Annotated in this window: 18 protein-coding genes; 4 read left to right on the top strand and 14 right to left on the bottom strand. The window is 44.5% G+C overall.

Annotated features, from left to right (window positions below; translation table 11 throughout):
* Nucleotides 1-46: 46 nt before the first annotated feature.
* The 8 genes from sspB to zapE all read right to left on the bottom strand — a co-directional run bounded on the left by sspB (nt 47) and on the right by zapE (nt 6,386).
* The gene (gene sspB, locus ACED53_RS13280; protein WP_017101351.1) at nt 47-541 is read right to left on the bottom strand and encodes a ClpXP protease specificity-enhancing factor; all 495 of its coding nucleotides are present in this window, start codon (nt 539-541) and stop codon (nt 47-49) included.
* 6 nt (nt 542-547) lie between these two features.
* Nucleotides 548-1,183 (bottom strand): stringent starvation protein SspA, encoded by a 636-nt coding sequence (gene sspA / locus ACED53_RS13275; RefSeq protein ID WP_009848943.1) that lies wholly within the window; start codon nt 1,181-1,183, stop codon nt 548-550.
* 97 nt (nt 1,184-1,280) lie between these two features.
* Complete coding sequence (locus ACED53_RS13270) at nt 1,281-2,018, bottom strand: cytochrome c1 (RefSeq protein WP_009848942.1); 738 nt, start codon at nt 2,016-2,018, stop codon at nt 1,281-1,283.
* A complete protein-coding gene (locus tag ACED53_RS13265; RefSeq protein WP_009848941.1) occupies nt 2,015-3,280 on the bottom strand; it encodes a cytochrome bc complex cytochrome b subunit in 1,266 nt (421 codons plus the stop codon). Before ACED53_RS13265 ends, ACED53_RS13270 begins: the two co-directional genes overlap by 4 nt.
* Nucleotides 3,280-3,870: a ubiquinol-cytochrome c reductase iron-sulfur subunit gene (gene petA, locus ACED53_RS13260; protein ID WP_010434692.1), complete on the bottom strand. Its 591-nt coding sequence runs from the start codon at nt 3,868-3,870 to the stop codon at nt 3,280-3,282. The genes ACED53_RS13265 and petA overlap by 1 nt, the downstream gene beginning before the upstream one ends.
* Nucleotides 3,871-4,200: 330 nt before the next feature.
* Nucleotides 4,201-4,593, bottom strand: coding sequence for a 30S ribosomal protein S9 (rpsI, locus tag ACED53_RS13255; RefSeq protein WP_004740758.1), 393 nt, complete (start codon nt 4,591-4,593; stop codon nt 4,201-4,203).
* Nucleotides 4,594-4,606: 13 nt separating this feature from the next.
* Nucleotides 4,607-5,035 (bottom strand): 50S ribosomal protein L13, encoded by a 429-nt coding sequence (gene rplM / locus ACED53_RS13250; RefSeq protein ID WP_010434689.1) that lies wholly within the window; start codon nt 5,033-5,035, stop codon nt 4,607-4,609.
* A 247-nt stretch (nt 5,036-5,282) separates the two neighbouring features.
* Entirely contained in the window at nt 5,283-6,386 is a 1,104-nt protein-coding gene (zapE, locus tag ACED53_RS13245) for a cell division protein ZapE (protein WP_017101352.1), read from the bottom strand.
* A 219-nt stretch (nt 6,387-6,605) separates the two neighbouring features.
* Here zapE and zapG point away from each other — a divergent pair, with 219 nt between their 5' ends.
* The 3 genes from zapG to degS all read left to right on the top strand — a co-directional run bounded on the left by zapG (nt 6,606) and on the right by degS (nt 9,766).
* Entirely contained in the window at nt 6,606-7,061 is a 456-nt protein-coding gene (gene zapG, locus ACED53_RS13240; protein ID WP_009848969.1) for a Z-ring associated protein ZapG, read from the top strand.
* A 126-nt stretch (nt 7,062-7,187) separates the two neighbouring features.
* Nucleotides 7,188-8,543 (top strand): DegQ family serine endoprotease, encoded by a 1,356-nt coding sequence (locus ACED53_RS13235; RefSeq protein ID WP_029225534.1) that lies wholly within the window; start codon nt 7,188-7,190, stop codon nt 8,541-8,543.
* A 158-nt stretch (nt 8,544-8,701) separates the two neighbouring features.
* Complete coding sequence (degS, locus tag ACED53_RS13230) at nt 8,702-9,766, top strand: outer membrane-stress sensor serine endopeptidase DegS (RefSeq protein WP_029225535.1); 1,065 nt, start codon at nt 8,702-8,704, stop codon at nt 9,764-9,766.
* 137 nt (nt 9,767-9,903) lie between these two features.
* On the opposite strand, the gene parC is transcribed toward degS, so the two are convergent.
* The 6 genes from parC to nudF all read right to left on the bottom strand — a co-directional run bounded on the left by parC (nt 9,904) and on the right by nudF (nt 16,849).
* Entirely contained in the window at nt 9,904-12,162 is a 2,259-nt protein-coding gene (gene parC / locus ACED53_RS13225) for a DNA topoisomerase IV subunit A (protein ID WP_012603199.1), read from the bottom strand.
* Between the two features lie 3 nt (nt 12,163-12,165).
* On the bottom strand, nt 12,166-14,046 hold the full coding sequence (gene parE / locus ACED53_RS13220) for a DNA topoisomerase IV subunit B (RefSeq protein ID WP_017101354.1): 1,881 nt from the start codon (nt 14,044-14,046) through the stop codon (nt 12,166-12,168).
* Nucleotides 14,047-14,285: 239 nt separating this feature from the next.
* Nucleotides 14,286-14,891 (bottom strand): esterase YqiA, encoded by a 606-nt coding sequence (gene yqiA / locus ACED53_RS13215; RefSeq protein ID WP_017101355.1) that lies wholly within the window; start codon nt 14,889-14,891, stop codon nt 14,286-14,288.
* Nucleotides 14,891-15,715, bottom strand: a complete 825-nt coding sequence (gene cpdA, locus ACED53_RS13210; protein WP_017101356.1) for a 3',5'-cyclic-AMP phosphodiesterase — start codon at nt 15,713-15,715, stop codon at nt 14,891-14,893. Before cpdA ends, yqiA begins: the two co-directional genes overlap by 1 nt.
* A 59-nt stretch (nt 15,716-15,774) precedes the next feature.
* The gene (locus tag ACED53_RS13205; protein WP_009848962.1) at nt 15,775-16,215 is read right to left on the bottom strand and encodes a DUF1249 family protein; all 441 of its coding nucleotides are present in this window, start codon (nt 16,213-16,215) and stop codon (nt 15,775-15,777) included.
* A gap of 4 nt (nt 16,216-16,219) precedes the next feature.
* Nucleotides 16,220-16,849, bottom strand: coding sequence for an ADP-ribose diphosphatase (gene nudF, locus ACED53_RS13200; protein ID WP_012603196.1), 630 nt, complete (start codon nt 16,847-16,849; stop codon nt 16,220-16,222).
* 226 nt (nt 16,850-17,075) lie between these two features.
* Between nudF and tolC the strand changes: the two genes are divergently transcribed.
* Complete coding sequence (gene tolC / locus ACED53_RS13195; RefSeq protein WP_017101357.1) at nt 17,076-18,419, top strand: outer membrane channel protein TolC; 1,344 nt, start codon at nt 17,076-17,078, stop codon at nt 18,417-18,419.
* The last annotated feature ends 133 nt before the right edge of the window (nt 18,420-18,552 follow it).

The following is an 18,552-nucleotide window of genomic DNA, read 5'->3' as shown; positions in this document are numbered from 1 at the left end:
ATAAATCGCTGCTTTTTTTGTATTTGGAGTTATTTAAAAAATAACGCTATTTGATAACACGAAGGCTTGGGCGACCTTTCGCTGGACGAGATGGCTCAGGTTCTGAGTCAGACTCTTCAGCATCTACGTCTGCTGTTGCAACACTCAAAGATGGGCCTTTTTCTTGTTCTTCAAAAGGACTTTCTTCAATTCCTTCTTCAAACGCTTCCATGTAAGCCTCTTCAGGTTCAAACATGGTACCAGCACCATTCTCACGAGCATAAATTGCTTGTACTGCGTATAGCGGAACGATCACAGAGTGTGGACGACCACTAAAGCGAGCACTAAACGTCACAGCTTCGTTACCCAGTTCAAGTTGTCCAACCGCACGAGGCGCGATGTTCAGAATGATCTGACCATCTTGAACAAACTCTTCTGGAACTCTCACACCCGGCAATGTTGCTTCAACAACCAAGTGTGGAGTCAGTTCGTTATCAACCAGCCATTCATAAAATGCACGAAGCATGTATGGTCGGCGTGGAGTCATATTTGAAATATCCATAAACGCTTAGCGAACGAGTCGCATCTCGCGCTCAGCTTCCGTTAGAGAAGCTAGGAATGAATCACGTTCGAATACGCGGTTCATGTAAATCTTAAGTTCTTTAGAACCAGGACCAATCAGTTCGATACCAAGCTCAGGTAAACGCCATAGTAGCGGAGCTAGGTAACAATCAATTAGGCTAAACTCTTCGCTCATGAAGTATTCATACTCAGCGAAGATAGGAGCAAGAGTTAATAGGTCGTTGCGTAATTTCACGCGAGCTGCTTCAGATTCTTCAGCGTTGCCTTTAACGATCTTCTCTGCAACTGAATACCAGTTACGCTCAATTCGGTACATCATTAGACGACTGTTACCACGAGCAACCGGGTATACAGGCATCAATGGTGGATGAGGGAAACGCTCATCTAGGTATTCCATGATGATCTTAGAGTCATATAGAGCAAGCTCACGATCAACAAGAGTAGGTACTGATTTGTACGGGTTCAGTTCAACAAGCTCTGCTGGTAGATTTTTTTCATCAACCAACTCAACTTCAACACTTACGCCTTTTTCAGCAAGAACAATGCGCACCTGATGGCTATACATATCAGAAGCACTTGAGAAAAGAGTCATTACAGAACGTTTATTGGCAGCTACAGCCATGGAGCCCTCCAGTACACTTTAAATAAAAACAATGGAGGCCTAAAGCCTCCATTGAACATTAACATAATTTGGGAATTAGCACGGTATTATAGCACAATTAGTGCACATCACGCCAATACTCTTTCTTCAGCAAAATCACGATGATAGTGAAGATTACTAAGAAGGCCATTACCCACCAACCCATAGCATGACGCTCAAGTTGAACAGGGTCGCCCGAGTAAACCAAAAAGTTAACAAGGTCACGAACTGCTTCGTCATACTCACCAGCACTTAATTCGCCAGAACCATCCGTTTCAGTGCCAACAACAACCTTAACTTCCTCACCATCGACCATGTGAGTATCGTAGATTGGCGTTGGGATACCTTGTAGCTCTTCAAGAACATGCGGCATACCAACACTTGGGAAAACCAGGTTGTTCACACCAAATGGACGAGACGGATCTTCATAGAAAGTACGAAGGTACGTGTATAGCCAATCTGCGCCACGAACACGAGCAACCAATGTTAGATCTGGTGGTGGAGCACCAAACCAACTAGCAGCTTGCTCAGAAGGCATAGCGTTAACCATCAAGCTACCAATTTTCACTTCAGGATCGAAGATCAGGTTTTCCTTCATTAGGTCTAAAGGAATCTCCAAATCATTCGCAACACGTTCATAACGTTGGTACTGCGTTGAGTGACAAGCGAAACAGTAGTTCATGAACATCTTAGCGCCATTTTGTAATGAAGCTTTGTCTGTTAAATCATTGTTTGCTTTGTCTAATGGTACGCCTGCACCCGCTGCCATCGCTAGTGACGGCAACATAGCAAATAAAATTACAATCCACTTTTTCATTTGAATGTCACCCTTTCTGGTAATGGTTTCGTCGCTTCATTTTTACTGTAGAACCACAGCAGAACGAAGAACATGAAGTAACCTAAGCTAAAGATTTGAGCTAATAGCGTGTATGTAGGCGTTGCTGGAAGCGCACCAAGTACACCAAGCGCAATAAAGCTTATTGTGAATTGGATGATGTTAATCAAATGCAATTTGCTACGGTAACGGTAAGAACGCACTTTACAACGGTCGAACCATGGCAGTAGGAATAGCACAACAATTGAAGCGCCCATTGCAACTACACCTAACAGCTTATCTGGAACAGCACGAAGTACAGCGTAGAACGGCGTGAAGTACCAAACTGGAGCAATATGCTCAGGTGTTTTCAGCGGGTTTGCAGCTTCAAAGTTAGGCGGTTCAAGGAAGTACCCCCCCATTTCTGGGTTAAAGAACAGCACGTAACAGAACAAGAATAGGAAACCAGCAACACCAACCATATCTTTTACCGTCCCGTATGGGTGGAAAGGAATAGAGTCAATGATGTCGTATTTCTTAGTGTAATCCTTGTGGAATGGGAACTGAGTTTTGTAGTCGTCGCCCATTGTGCCTTTAGGAAGCTTGGTTTCGATACCGTCTGGGTTGTTCGAACCCACTTCGTGCAGCGCTAGTACGTGAAGTACGATAAGCAGCAGAAGTACAATTGGCAGAGCAATAACGTGCAGTGCGAAGAAACGGTTCAGCGTTGCACCAGAGATGATGTAGTCACCACGGATCCAAAGCGTTAGGTCATCACCTATAACAGGGATCGCACCAAACAGAGAAATGATTACCTGAGCACCCCAGTAAGACATTTGACCCCATGGTAGTAGGTAGCCCATGAAAGCCTCAGCCATAAGCACTAAGAAGATCAACATACCGAAGATCCAAAGTAACTCACGAGGCTTTTGGTAAGAACCGTAGATTAGACCACGGAACATATGCAGGTAGATCACAACGAAGAATGCCGATGCACCTGTTGAGTGCATGTAACGCAGTAGCCAACCGTATTCCACATCACGCATGATGTATTCAACAGAAGCAAATGCGCCCTCACCAGACGGTACATAGTTCATTGTCAGCCAAATACCCGTAAGGATTTGGTTAACCAGTACTAACATTGCTAAAGAACCAAAAAGGTACCAAAAGTTAAAGTTCTTAGGCATTGGGTATTCAGATAAATGCTTCTTGTAAGCATTCATCGCGGGTAGACGTTTCTCTACCCAATCAAGCAATCCTTGCATTACGCGTCTCCCTCGTCCACACCGATCATGATCTTAGTGTCACTCAAATACATATGCTTTGGTACAACAAGATTCAATGGAGCTGGTACGCCTTGGAATACTCGACCTGCCATATCAAACTTTGAACCATGGCAAGGACAGAAGAAACCAGACTTAACACCCTGAACTTGTTCTGCAAAAGAATCTGGCAGGTAAGTTGGAGAACAACCTAAGTGCGTACAGAAACCAACAGCAACGAAGAATTCCGGCTTAATTGAACGAAACTCGTTCTGCGCGTATTCTGGTTGTTGTTCCGCTTCAGATTGAGGGTCACGAAGTTGACCACCGATCGCTTTTAGATTCTCTAGCACCGATTCAGCACGGCGTACAACCCATACAGGCTTACCTTGCCACTCGACACGAACCATTTGTCCCGGCTCTAACTTACTGACTTCCACTTCCACCGGTGCGCCTGCAGCTTTCGCCTTGGCACTCGGGTTCCATGATTTAATAAAAGGCACGGCTACAGCAGCTGCTCCTAAACCACCAACAACGGCTGTTGTTGCGGTTAAGAAACGCCTGCGACCGTTATTTAAAGGCGCGTTGCTCATCCAAACATTCTCCCATTTGCTCCTTATGGATTGAAATAATTCCGAATAAAGAGCATGGCTAACAAAATATGTATTTAGTTCTATTTATTGACGGCAAATGATAAATAAAACCCTACTTTTTGACAAGATAAAGCTACCTTTTTGTAACAATCATGAGGCAAAGCGCACATTGGGTTACAAAAGCTTTCAAAATATAAGAATTTGGAAATAAAACGAGGGAGGGAAAGCGTTTAGAGGGGGCATAAAAACAAAAAGCCCGGCATATAGCCGAGCTTTGAACCACAATTCCAGTCGAAAAACTGGGAGCGTGTACTTTTTCGTAAAGAAAAATTAACGCTTAGAGAATTGAGGTTTACGACGTGCTTTACGTAGACCAACTTTCTTACGTTCAACGCAACGAGCGTCACGCGTAACATAGCCAGCTGCACGTAGAGCAGGGCGTAGAGTTTCATCGTATTCCATAAGAGCACGAGTGATACCGTGGCGGATTGCGCCAGCTTGACCTGAAATACCACCACCAGAAACAGTGATGTAAAGGTCAAGTTTCTCAGTTAGTTCAACTAGCTCAAGAGGTTGTTTAACAACCATACGAGAAGTTGGACGACCGAAGTAAACATCAAGGCTGCGCTTGTTGATTACGATCTCACCAGAGCCTGGTTTGATGAAAACACGAGCTGCTGAGCTTTTGCGACGACCAGTGCCGTAGTATTGATTCTCTGCCATTGTCTTAATCCCCTTAGATGTCTAGTACTTGTGGCTGTTGAGCAACATGGTTGTGCTCAGTACCAGCGTACACTTTAAGCTTACGGTACATCGCGCGGCCTAGTGGACCACGTGGAAGCATACCTTTAACTGCTAGTTCAAGAACCATTTCTGGTTTCTTAGCAATTAGCTTTTCAAAAGTGATAGTTTTAAGACCACCTGGGAACTCAGAGTGACGGTAGTAAACCTTACCCTTAGCTTTGTTACCAGTTACAGCAACTTTCTCAGCGTTAACAACGATGATGTAATCACCAGTGTCTACGTGAGGAGTGTATTCTGCTTTGTGCTTGCCGCGTAGGCGAGAAGCGATTTCACTTGCTAGACGGCCAAGAGTTTTGCCTTCAGCGTCTACAACATACCAGTCGCGTTTTACAGTTTCTGGTTTAGCAACGAAAGTTTTCATGCTAATAATTACCTATTTAAAAAATTTACACTTAAGGAATACTCGCGTATTCCCACTGTCTAAGAGTTACCATTCATCACCCCTTCGAGTGTTGGAAAACTCTTGGCATAACGTGATTTTACTCATCGCTAGAGGCCCGCAGTAACGGTAGGTCGCAGGATTATAGAGAAGAGCGAAGAAAAAATCACCTCTTTTTGAACAAAATCACGATTTTTTTAATTCTCTTTCTTATTCGAGATAATCAAAGCTAACTTAAGTGTTCTTTTGCCAAATACTCATGGCTCTGCATTTCAATTAAACGCGACTGACAACGTTTAAACTCAAACTCTAGTTGACCATGGGTGTATAGTTTTTCTAGTTCCACTTCCGCTGAAATAATCAGTTTCACATTGCGCTCATAGAACTCATCAACTAACGCAATAAAGCGTCTAGCAGCGTCATCGGAAGTCGCGCCCATTTGCAACACATCAGCCAATAGAACCGTGTGATATACCCGAGACAACTCAATATAATCGTTCTGGCTACGAGCCGACTGACAAAGCTGTGCAAAAGTACCATGCAGCACACCATCACTCGCTTCGACCACATCTAATTGACGGTGATTAACCTCTATCTGCTTAAGCTTCTCTTTATCTTCACCAACAAGCTGCGCGTAATATGTTTCGAGGTTAATGTTCGCTTGGCTATCCAGTGGGTAATGGTAGATCTCAGCCTGCTCTAAGGTTCTCAGACGATAATCAATTCCGCTATCAACATTAAGAATATGACAGTTGTCTTGAATGAGCTTAATAGCGGGTAAGAAACGCGCTCGCTGTAACCCGTTGCGATACAGATCCGCAGGTGGAATATTAGAGGTCGCAACCAAGATAACGTTTCGAGCGAATAACTCTTGGAACAAAGTTCCTAAGATCATGGCATCGGTAATGTCTGAAACAAAGAATTCATCAAAACAGATAATATCCGCTTCTTCTTTCAACTTATCTGCGACTAAAGGCAACGGGTCGCTAACATTACCTAGCGCCCTTAGCTCATCATGGACTCGATACATAAAACGGTGAAAGTGAACGCGCATTTTTTTTGTGGTCGGTAAGGCATCGTAGAACGTATCCATTAAATACGTTTTACCGCGCCCAACGCCGCCCCAAAAATAGAGGCCTTTTGGTGGCTGTGGTAGTTCTGGCTTTTTGCCCATTAACTTCTGGAATCGAGTCAGTTGAGGAATAGGCGTATTCATGTAATCTTGGAATTGATGAAAGAGTTCATCTAAAGACTTAACGGCTTGCTCTTGTGCTGGATCTCTTTGAAATCCATGTTCTTTTATATCTTGTTCGTATTTTTTAATGGGATTCATGACGACATTTCCACAATGAAAGCGATATCAGACAGCAAATAAAAATGAGCCCAAACAGTATGAGACATGTCGCTATGCGGTGAATAATGCAGCATCAAACTGCTAACTAGCGCACACGCATTTCTCTTTATACTGCGGCTTTCTCATAGTACCATGGAGCTGTATCACGTGTAACTAAGCAGTAACAAACATGTTAAAAAACAATAATAAGGAGCTGTTATGCCTTGGATGTATGCCGTTGCCGGTTTACTAGTCGGAGTTATTTTAGGGGTCGCTATTTCTCGTCTCATGACACCTGAATACAAAAAACAAAAGAACGTACAGAAAGAATTAGATAGCGCAAAGTTTGCCCTGGAACAGCAGCGACAAGAGCTTGCTGACCACTTTGCGAAATCAGCAGAAATGTTGGACACCTTAGGTAAGGACTATACAAAGCTTTACCAACACATGGAAAAAACAAGCTCAGAGCTACTCCCTAACCTGCCAGAGCAAGACAACCCATTTGTGAAAACAGCCGCTGCTCATTCGGATAAGCCACAAGATAAGTCTTCAGTCAAAGAGTCGACGCTTGAAGAACAACCGAAAGATTACGCTAATGGCGCAACGGGTTTATTTACCGAGCAGAAGAAAGAAATCATGGATGCTCCCGATGTCGTTACAGCAAAAGCATCGTAAACATTTAACACTTCTGTGAACTTTACAAAGGTTTTTGAGTCATAACTTTCACTCAGGTCATTTGAAACTTCTCATACTTATTAAACGTATAAGAGGGTTAAGACCTTAACTAGAGAGGAGTTTATGATGAAAAAACCTTTGCTTGCTTTATCAGTACTGACTTTAAGCTTAAGTTCAATCATCACCCCCATTCAAGCTACAGCCGCACTTCCATTAAGTGTGGGTAATGAACAATTACCAAGCCTTGCTCCTATGCTTGAACAAGTAACCCCCGCTGTGGTTAGTATTGCCGTAGAAGGCAAACAGGTACAACGTCAGCAAATCCCTGAACAATTTCAATTCTTTTTTGGTCCAGAACAAACACGAGAGCGTCCATTCCGCGGGCTAGGCTCTGGTGTCATCATTGATGCCAAGAAAGGCCATATTGTCACCAATTACCATGTCATCAATGGTGCCGACGATATCAAAGTAAAACTGCATGATGGTCGAGAGTACGATGCAGAACTCATCGGCGGCGACCAAATGTCTGATATCGCGCTATTAAAACTCGAAACAGCCAAAAACCTTACCCAGATAAAAGTCGCAGATTCCGACAAATTGAGAGTCGGCGATTTCAGTGTGGCTATCGGCAACCCATTTGGGCTTGGTCAAACCGTAACATCCGGTATCGTTTCAGCGTTAGGACGTAGCGGTCTCAATCTAGAGAACTTCGAAAACTTCATTCAAACCGATGCCGCGATTAACAGTGGTAACTCTGGAGGTGCGTTAGTGAATCTTAACGGTGAACTGATTGGTATCAACACGGCCATCCTAGGACCTAACGGAGGCAATGTCGGTATCGGCTTTGCCATTCCATCCAATATGATGACAAACCTGACTGAACAGATTCTCGATTTCGGTGAAGTAAAACGTGGCATGCTTGGTGTCCAAGGTGGAGAGGTCACCTCGGAATTGGCTGAAGCGCTTGGTTATGAGTCCAGCAAAGGTGCTTTTGTTAGCCAAATTGTACCCGACAGTGCTGCAGACAAAGCCGGATTGAAAGCGGGCGATGTCATTGTCTCCATTAACGGTAAGCGTATTGACACTTTTAGTGAGTTAAGAGCCAAAGTAGCCACCTTAGGTGCAGGTAAACAGATCGAGTTAGGCGTGGTTCGTGACGGTAAGAATAAGACCTTTGACGTCACGCTTGGTGAATCCACAAATAGTAAGACACAAGCTGAAAAGCTCCATGAAGGACTTGCCGGTGCAGAGCTCACCAACACAACCGACAGCGATTCAGCGACAGGCGTCAAGGTATCAAGTGTCGCTCAAGGTTCGCCAGCAGAAGCTTATCAGCTTCTTAAAGATGACATCATCATCGGGGTAAACCGCCAACCAGTTAAGAACCTTGCTGAATTTAGAAAGATTCTTGAAAAACAACCTGGCGTATTGGCACTTAATATCCAGCGAGACGATAGGACTATCTATCTAGTTATTCGATAGCCATACGTCAGCGTAATTACAGGGAGGCTCAGTAAGTTTGCTTTAAACTTACTCCGTCTCCCTTTTCTTTAGATCAATCAAAATGCTATGCTTCACTGATAATCAAGTCAGTCATCCATTGACGGATGCTTCATACCTTACTTGTTGAAGAGGGAAACATGCTGTCCTTTCTATTTCGTTCTATTTCCCTTGGACTCGTTTCAGCGGCGCTTATTCTTCTCGCATTCCCGAGTTTAAGGCCGGCGATTGTTGCAGACGTCACGAACCCTCAAGTCGATAATATTGGCTCTCTTCAGATCTCATTTAACCAAGCGGTGCGACGAGCTGCACCCGCTGTGGTCAATATTTATAGTCGTAAATACGCAGAAAGCGATCGCAACAAGCTACTGACTCAAGGATTAGGTTCAGGGGTGATTGTTAGCGAAAAAGGCTACATCATTACCAACTTCCATGTTGTTGCTCAAGCTGACCAAATAGTCGTGGCACTTCAAGACGGACGAGTAGCGGCCGCACAACTTGTCGGCTCAGACAAACGCACCGATATTGCGATACTCCGAGTCAGCGGTGACAACTTACCTGTTATTCCACTGAACCCGAATTACAAAGCAAATGTCGGCGACGTGGTGCTGGCTATCGGTAACCCATACAACCTAGGGCAAACGACAACCTTTGGCATTATCTCTGCAACAGGTCGTTCTTCGATCAGTGCAGATGGTCACCAAGCCTTTATCCAGACTGATGCTGCAATCAATGAAGGTAACTCAGGTGGTGCACTGGTTAACTCACAAGGTGAGCTCGTCGGTATCAACACGGCTTCTTTCCAACAAGCTACCGACATGGAAACCTACGGGATCTCATTTGCAATCCCCTACTCACTTGCTAATAAAATCATGGAGAAGATCATCGCCGATGGTCGTGTCATTCGTGGTTATATTGGTATCGACGGACAAGACATCAATTCGGTGACATCACGCTTGCTCGGTACTAAGAACATCGGTGGTATTGTTGTCTTAGGCATTGACCCGAATGGTCCTGCAGCCGATGCCGGCTTTGAAGCACAAGATATCATTATCAGCATCAACAACACCCAAATTAGCGGACGACAGAGCGTAATGGACATTGTTACTGACCTTCGCCCGGGTACTATCATTGATGTTGGTGTATTGCGCAAAGGTGAAAACAAGACACTCAAGGTCACCATTACCGAAGACACGCGCCTATAGTCTTTATTTAGTTTGATTGCTAATAGCGAGTAACTCAAACCGCCAATTACAGAGACAAAAAGTATAGATACAAAAAACCCAGCTCTTAAGCTGGGTTTTCTTTTATCAATCAAAGCTAATGATAAACTCAATCAAAACTAGGCGTCACTAGGTTCATCGATATCGATGCGAGTCACACGCTGCAAACCTCTTGGGAGCAGACCACCACGACGACCACGCTCACCACGGAAGTTTTCAAGATCCGCAGGTTTCAAGCCAAGTTTACGTTTGCCCGCGTAAATAGTCAGCGTTGCATTCTCTGGAATAGCCATCAGATGCGATACAAACTCTTCTCGCTCTTTTGCTTTCGCAGAAGGGATGTTGATGATCTTGTTGCCTTTACCTTTGCTCAGCTGAGGTAGGTCTTTAATAGGGAACAACAACATACGGCCTTGGTTAGTAATCGCCAGAATCTGGTTACTGTCCAGATCTGCAATAGGGCTTGGCAACATCACTTCAGAAGCTTGTGGCAAGTTAACTAACGCTTTACCGCTCTTGTTCTTTGAAAGCAGATCGCTACCCTTACAAACAAAGCCATAACCTGCATCAGAACCGACTAACCATAATTGTTCATTCTCTCCCATCACCACTTGGCGAATCGAAGTACCAGGGCTGACGTTCAGGCGGCCTGTAATTGGCTCACCTTGGCTACGTGCCGACGGTAATGAATGAGATTCAAGGGAGTAGCTTCGGCCATCACTGCCAAGGAACACCGCTTGTTGGTTACTCTTACCCTTAGCACTCGCTAAGAACTTATCACCAGATTTGTAGTTCAAGCCTTCAGCATCAACTTCATGCCCTTTAGCATGACGAATCCAACCTTTCTCAGACAACACAACCGTGATTGGTTCGCTTGGTACTAAGTCACGTTCTGTTAGTGCTTTCGCTTCAGCACGCTCAATCAGAGGTGAACGACGATCATCGCCGTATTTATCTGCATCTGCTTGGATTTCTTTCTTGATCAACGTATTCAAGCGACGCTCTGAACCGAGTAGCTTTTCAAGCTTTTCACGTTCAGCTTCAAGTTCCTCTTGTTCCGCTCGGATTTTAAACTCTTCTAACTTAGCTAAGTTACGAAGTTTAATATCAAGAATCGCATTAGCTTGAATTTCAGAAATGTTGAAACGGCTCATCAATACAGGACATGGTTCGTCTTCTGTACGAATGATTTCAATCACTTCATCGATATTAAGATAAGCAGCAAGCAAACCTTCTAAAATGTGCAAACGTGCTAGTACTTTATCTAAACGGTACTGCAAACGACGACGAACAGTTGTACGACGGAACTCAATCCACTCTTTCAGAATTTGAACTAGGCCTTTAACTTGAGGACGATTGTCTAAACCAATCATGTTCAAGTTAACGCGGAAGTTTTTCTCTAGATCCGTAGAAGCGAACAGGTGGCTCATCAATTGGTCACAGTCGATACGGTTTGAGCGAGGAACGACAACAATACGCGTTGGGTTCTCGTGATCTGATTCATCACGTAAGTCGTCAACCATTGGCAGCTTCTTAGCGCGCATCTGGTTAGCAATTTGCTCAAGTAACTTCGCACCTGACACTTGATGAGGTAAAGCCGTGATAACAATATCAGAGCCTTCCTTGTGCCAAACCGCGCGCATCTTGATGCTGCCACGTCCAGTACGGTAGATCTTTTCGATGTCCGACTTCGGCGAAATAATCTCAGCCTCTGTCGGGTAATCAGGGCCTTGAATGAAACCCATCACATCTGGAAGTTCAGCTTTCGGCGTATCAATCAAGTGAATCGCTGCGTTCGCCACTTCACGGACATTGTGAGGCGGGATGTCAGTCGCCATACCTACCGCGATACCAGTAATACCGTTAAGTAAGATGTGAGGCAGACGTGCAGGCAACATTTGAGGCTCTTTCATGGTGCCATCAAAGTTTGGTTGCCAATCAACGGTGCCTTGACCTAGTTCACCTAGCAGAACCTCAGCAAACTTAGACAATTTCGCTTCGGTATAACGCATTGCAGCGAACGATTTCGGGTCGTCCGGAGCACCCCAGTTACCTTGACCGTCTACCAATGGGTAGCGGTAAGAGAAAGGCTGCGCCATCAATACCATCGCTTCGTAACAAGCAGAGTCACCGTGTGGGTGATACTTACCTAATACGTCACCAACGGTACGTGCTGATTTTTTGTATTTCGATGCAGCTGATAAGCCCAGCTCAGACATCGCGTAGATAATACGACGCTGCACTGGCTTCAAGCCATCACCGATATACGGTAATGCACGATCCATGATCACGTACATTGAGTAATTTAAGTAGGCATCTTCGGTGAACTTGCGCATTGGCAGCTGTTCAACGCCATCATATGTAATTTCGTTAGACATCCATTATACCTCGGCCATATCACCGTTAGTCTGTAGCCATGTACGGCGATCATCTGCACGTTTTTTACCAAGCAGCATGTCCATCATCTCGTTGGTCGCTTCGTTGTCATCAATCGTTAATTGAACAAGACGACGAGTGTTTGGATCCATGGTGGTTTCACGTAACTGAAGTGGGTTCATTTCACCCAGACCTTTGAATCGTTGCACGTTGATCTTAGCTTTCTTCTGCGACAGTCGCTCAAGCACACCATCTTTCTCTGCGTCATCGAGTGCGTAGAACACTTCTTTACCGCAATCGATACGATACAGAGGAGGCATTGCCACATAGATATGACCCGCTTCAACCAATGCATGGAAATGGCGGGTAAACAATGCACATAGCAGTGTCGCGATATGAAGACCATCCGAGTCCGCATCGGCAAGGATACAGATCTTACCGTAACGCAGGCCTGATAAATCATCGTTGTCCGGGTCGATACCCAGAGCCACCGAAATATCATGTACTTCTTGTGAAGCCAATACTTGGTCCGCTGACACTTCCCATGTATTTAGGATCTTACCGCGAAGTGGCATAACCGCTTGGAACTCACGATCACGTGCTTGTTTAGCAGAACCACCCGCCGAGTCCCCTTCCACGAAGAAGATTTCGGTACGACTTAAATCTTGAACCGAACAATCGGTTAGCTTACCCGGCAGTGCTGGGCCTGAAGCAATCTTCTTACGCACAACCTTTTTGCTTGCGCGCATGCGACGGTGAGCATTCGCAATACAAGCTTCAGCTAACTGTTCTGCCAGTTGTGGTTTTTCGTTCAACCACAAGCTAAAGGCATCTTTTACCACCCCAGACACAAACGCTGCGGTTTGACGAGAAGAAAGACGTTCTTTTGTTTGACCAGCAAATTGCGGATCTTGCATCTTCACCGATAATACGTACGAACAACGATCGAAAATATCGTCACCCGTTAACTTAACGCCACGCGGTAGAAGGTTACGAAATTCACAGAACTCACGCATTGCATCAAGCAGACCTTGTCGAAGGCCGTTTACGTGTGTACCACCTTGCTTAGTTGGTACTAAGTTCACGTAACTCTCGGTGATCATATCACCGCCTTCTGGCTGCCAAATAATCGCCCAGTTCGCCATTTCTGTTTCAGCAACGAATTCGCCAACATAAGGTTCCTCAGGCAGTAAGGTGTAACCTTTCACACCTTCTGCAAGGTAGTCTTTTAGACCATCTTCATAGAACCATTTATGTTCTTCACCGCCAACCTTGTCGACAAAGGTGATTTCTAAACCAGGGCAAAGTACAGCTTTAGCGCGCAAGTTATTGATAAGACGTAAAACAGAGAACTTAGAGCTATCGAAATATTTTGGATCTGGCCAAAAATGTACCGTCGTACCGGTATTGCGATGACCACAAGTACCTGTAACAGTAAGATCCGTTACGGCATGACCACCTTCAAGGGCAATTTCATGTACCTGACCGTCACGGCGAACCGTCACTTCAACATGTTTTGACAACGCGTTTACCACCGAGATACCTACCCCGTGCAAACCACCTGAAAACTTGTAGTTATTGTTCGAGAACTTACCGCCAGAGTGGAGCTTAGTTAAAATCAGCTCAACACCTGAGATGCCTTTTTCAGGGTGGATATCAACCGGCATACCACGGCCATCATCCGTCACTTCTAACGATTGGTCAGCATGCAACACGACTTTAATCTTCTTAGCGTGTCCCGCTAGTGCTTCATCAACCGAGTTATCAATGACTTCTTGGGCAAGGTGGTTTGGTCTTTCTGTCTCGGTATACATTCCCGGGCGGTGTCGCACGGGGTCGAGACCTTCAAGTACCTCGAGGTCTTTTGCATTATATTGTTCAGTCATAATACGGAGTTTACTCAAAAAGTTTGCGTCAGTTCGCTGGCTCTAGTTTGACTAAAGCGAAATCATTACTATGAACCGTCATAGTAGAGCGAACGAGCGAAGTATTGGGGAATATAGTCTGGAAGCTGAGTAATGATGTCAAGCTAGTTCAAAAACTAAGGCATCAAACTATGATATTTCACCACTGATAGATGAAATAACAGTCAAACAAGAGAAAATTACTTGATTGCTGAAACAGATTAAAGATTTAGAAAGGTGATGATTTGTTGGGGGTAGCGTTCAAAATTAACAAAGCTATGATCCCCGCCCTCTTCTACTGTCTGTACTGCACCTTGGTACTTCTCTACCGCTTGTCGGTAATCCAGAACTTCGTCTTCCGTTTGCTGAAGTAACCAGAAGTCACTCGGCTGAGCGATAGCCGGAACCTCTAACGCCTTCAGTTCATTGATATGTTTTGTTTCCAGAACATATCGCTCTTCTGTGTATGGATTTACTTGTTCACCTAAATAGTCAGCAAGAAGCTCATACGGCTTAACGGCTGGGTTCACAACCACAGCTTTAAAGCCATAGTGACTATTCAGCCATGTTGAAAGATAGCCACCCAACGAGCTACCTACCAACGCTATCTGATATTGCTCTTTATATTGCTCCACCAGTTGCTGCAAATAAATGGCCGCTTGCTGAGGAAAACTCGGCAGTTGAGGTGTCATCACCTTGATATCAGGACGATGCTCCGCGCAATAGTCAGCCATCACCGTTGCTTTGTGAGAACGTGATGAACTGTTAAAGCCGTGAATATAGAGAAGCAGTGGCGGCTTAGCGGCTTGCTGTTCAGAATCAAACATCAATAACCTGCCGCTTCAAAATCAGGTAAGAATTGTCCATGAGGTAAACGGTGAACTTGCGTGCTTACAGATCCATCTTGATGCAATTCAATCTCTCTCCAACCAGGCGACAAAGTATCAACCGCAAAGTCATCTGAGTTAGGTTTGAATTGCACACAAGTCGACGGTGTTGCCATGACTTGTACACCATGATGATCTCGATTCATGTCTTGATGAACGTGACCACACAGTACCGCTTTCACATTGGTGTGCTGTTGAACCACTTCCCAAAATTGATCAGCATCTTTCAGGTTATGTTGGTCCAGCCATGCACTGCCAACCAATAGTGGATGATGGTGCAGCAGAACCAAGGTATTACGTTCGGGGAATTCGGTTAGCTTTTGTTCTAGTAGATCAAGCTGTTGATCACTGAGACGTCCGTGAGGCACACCAACCACTTGCGAGTCCAGCATCACCATCTGCCAATTATTGCCTAGCAAGACATGCTCAACGCACTGTATTTGTGGTGATGGTAAAACACTGCCCATATTCGGTTTGAAGTCATGATTCCCTGGTAACCAGTAACACGGCTTATCCAAAGGTTGAATTCCTGACTCAAATTTTTGGTACGACTCAGCACTGTGATCTTGAGAAATATCACCGGTTGCCAAAATCGCTTGATAGTCAAAGCCTTGACTAACAATGGCATCGACTACAGCACGAAAGCTATCTTGAGTGTTGATGCTTAATAAGCTGCCATTGCTCGGCGCAAATAAATGCGTGTCCGTTAGCTGTACAAGCTTAATACTGCTCTCATCAAATTTTGAAGTGTGTGATAATTCCAAAATAACAAATCCAGATACGTTACTGTTTAGACTTTAAAAGTGTTTTTAAATAGGCTCAATTAAAAAGAAACTGGGGTTCGGCTGATACCTGTTTTTAAACAAAACGTTAACCATTCCCCAAGAAATTTGTTCAATTGAAATTTCTCATCCTTTTGCAGAAGTTTTGTGTTGGGATAGTCATATTTTGCTTTGACTCGCGAAAAATCCCCGCTAGCGCACACTTCTGCAACTCGAGCGTCGTGATATAGCCTGACAGACATTTTTGGCAAAGGAAACACTGGCATCGCGTCACTCTGACATATATCTATTAATGTGGTGTATTTTGTGACCTCATTCACTGTCAATTGATACACCATATTAACGGCTTGGTAACAGCGAACGTCACCAACCTCATGCTCAACCGGTAACAGAGCATTAAGTTTGGCATAGTTAGTCTCGTAAACTCGCATCAATTCAGCCAGATCGACATGATACGGTTTTTTGACTGCTATATTTGGCATGACGTTAATCTATCCACTCTGACTGTAATTCTTGGTAGTTCAATTGTAGCCACTGCAGCGCAATGATCGTGGCGCCATTTTCAAACACACCGTCTTTTACTAACTGATAAGCGGCTTCGCGACTCATCACTTGTACTCGAATATCTTCACCTTCGTAATCCAATCCGTGAACCCCTTTTGCTGTCGTGGCGTCAACACAACCAACAAAGACGTCGAGCTTTTCTGAGCAACCGCCGGATGAAGGATAATACGAAGTAATAGGCAATACAGATCCGACTTCGACTCCCGCTTCTTCCATCGCCTCACGACGAGCAACATCTTGTGGTGATTCATCGGTATCAATAATCCCCGCAACAATTTCGTATTGCCACGGGTTCTCATGCTCTAGAGCACCGACACGGATCTGTTCGACGATCACGACTTCGTCACGTATAGGATCATAAGGTAACAACGCGGCAGCATGTCCACGCTCAAACATCTCACGCTCGATTGGTTGGCTCCAGCCGCCCTCAAACAGTCTATGTTTAAATGTGTACTTAACCATTTTGAAAAAACCACGAAACAGCGTCTCTTTTGAGACTATTTCCACATCTTGCGGAGTAAACTCATGTCGTTGATTGTCATACTGTTGCATTTGATACCTCACTAAGTGATCTTATAGTTTACTCATTGTCCGAGTTAACTACCAAGGATAAGGTTCAACTTTTAGTATAAAACTTATAATTAAAGTTAAGTTTTAAAAAATAAATATTGCACAAGTGGACAGTTAACTGTAAAAAAGTGCAAAGTTTCGAGTAAATTACCACCAAACTGGGTTAAACTCTTTTAAAGAAAATTCCATTAAAGGCAGGAATAGGAAAATGAAAAAACTGCTTCCACTATTTATCAGTGCAGCAATTGGCAGCCTGAGTTCGTCAGCTTTCGCTGATACGCTAGCTGAGGTTTACGACCAAGCAAAACAGAACGATCCACAACTTCTTCGTTCAGCAGCGAAGCGCGATGCCGCTTTTGAAGCAGTAACGTCAAGCCGTAGCTCTTTACTACCGCAAATCAACCTGAACGCGAACTACGATATCAATCGCGGTGAACGCGACAATGACTCAAGTGGTACGTCAAATATTGACAATAATCAATGGGGTGTTGGCGTTGGCTTCACACAAGAGCTGTACAAACGCTCTTCTTGGATCACGCTAGATACTGCAGAGAAAACAGCTCGCCAAGCTGATTCTGCTTATGCAGCAGAGCAACAAGATCTGATCCTTCGTGTTGCGACCGCATACTTCGAAGTACTTCGTGCTCAAGATAGCCTAGAGTTTGTTCGTGCAGAAAAAGCCGCAGTTGCTCGTCAACTGGAACAAACTAAGCAGCGCTTTGAAGTTGGCCTTTCAGCAATCACCGATGTGCATGATGCGCAAGCTCAGTACGATGGCGTATTGGCAGACGAAGTTTTAGCAGAGAACACACTGATTAATAACTACGAAGGCCTACGTGAAATCACAGGTCAAGAGCACTCTAACCTAAACATCTTAGATACAGACCGCTTCTCAGCAAGCAAATCGTCTGAATCTGCTGTTGCACTGGTTGAGCAAGCACAAGAGAAAAACCTGAAGCTATTGGCATCGCGTATTGACCAAGACATCGCTAAAGACAACATCACACTAGCAAGCTCCGGTCACCTTCCTAGCCTAACCTTGGACGGTAGCTACGCATTTGCAGGCCAAACGAATACAGCGACTACAGCTAAAGGGAATAGCGACTACGACCAAGACAACCTAAACGTTGGTTTAAACTTAGTTGTTCCTCTATATACGGGTGGTAGCACAACTTCTTTGACTAAACAGGCTGAATACAACTATGTTGCAGCAAGTGAAGACCTAGAGGCGACTTACCGTAGCGTTGTAAAAGACGTTCGTGCCTTCAACAACAACATCAGCGCTTCAATTGGTGCGCTACGCGCTTACGAACAGTCTGTTGTTTCTGCTCAGTCGGCTCTAGAAGCTACAGAAGCAGGTTTTGATGTAGGTACTCGTACTATCGTTGACGTACTAGATTCAACTCGTCGTCTATACGATGCCAACAAGAACCTTTCAGATGCTCGTTACAACTACATCCTAAGTGTACTTCAGCTTCGTCAAGCTGTTGGCACGCTAAGCGAACAAGACATTGTTGATGTAAACGCAGGTCTAAAAGTCGCAAGTAAGTAATGCTTAAATCCTAGTTAAATACTCTAACCAGAGTCTTTAATAAAGTGACTAGATTACCGTTACAAAAATGCCGCTCAATGAGCTAACACTGATCATTTAAGCATTTTCCTGATCAGTTGAACGATCCTACAGA

This window comes from Vibrio sp. 1F169, from assembly GCF_041439605.1.
Lineage (GTDB): Bacteria > Pseudomonadota > Gammaproteobacteria > Enterobacterales > Vibrionaceae > Vibrio > Vibrio tasmaniensis_A.
The sequence above is the reverse complement of the archived record's forward strand: the minus strand, read 5'-3'. Positions and strand labels throughout refer to the sequence as shown.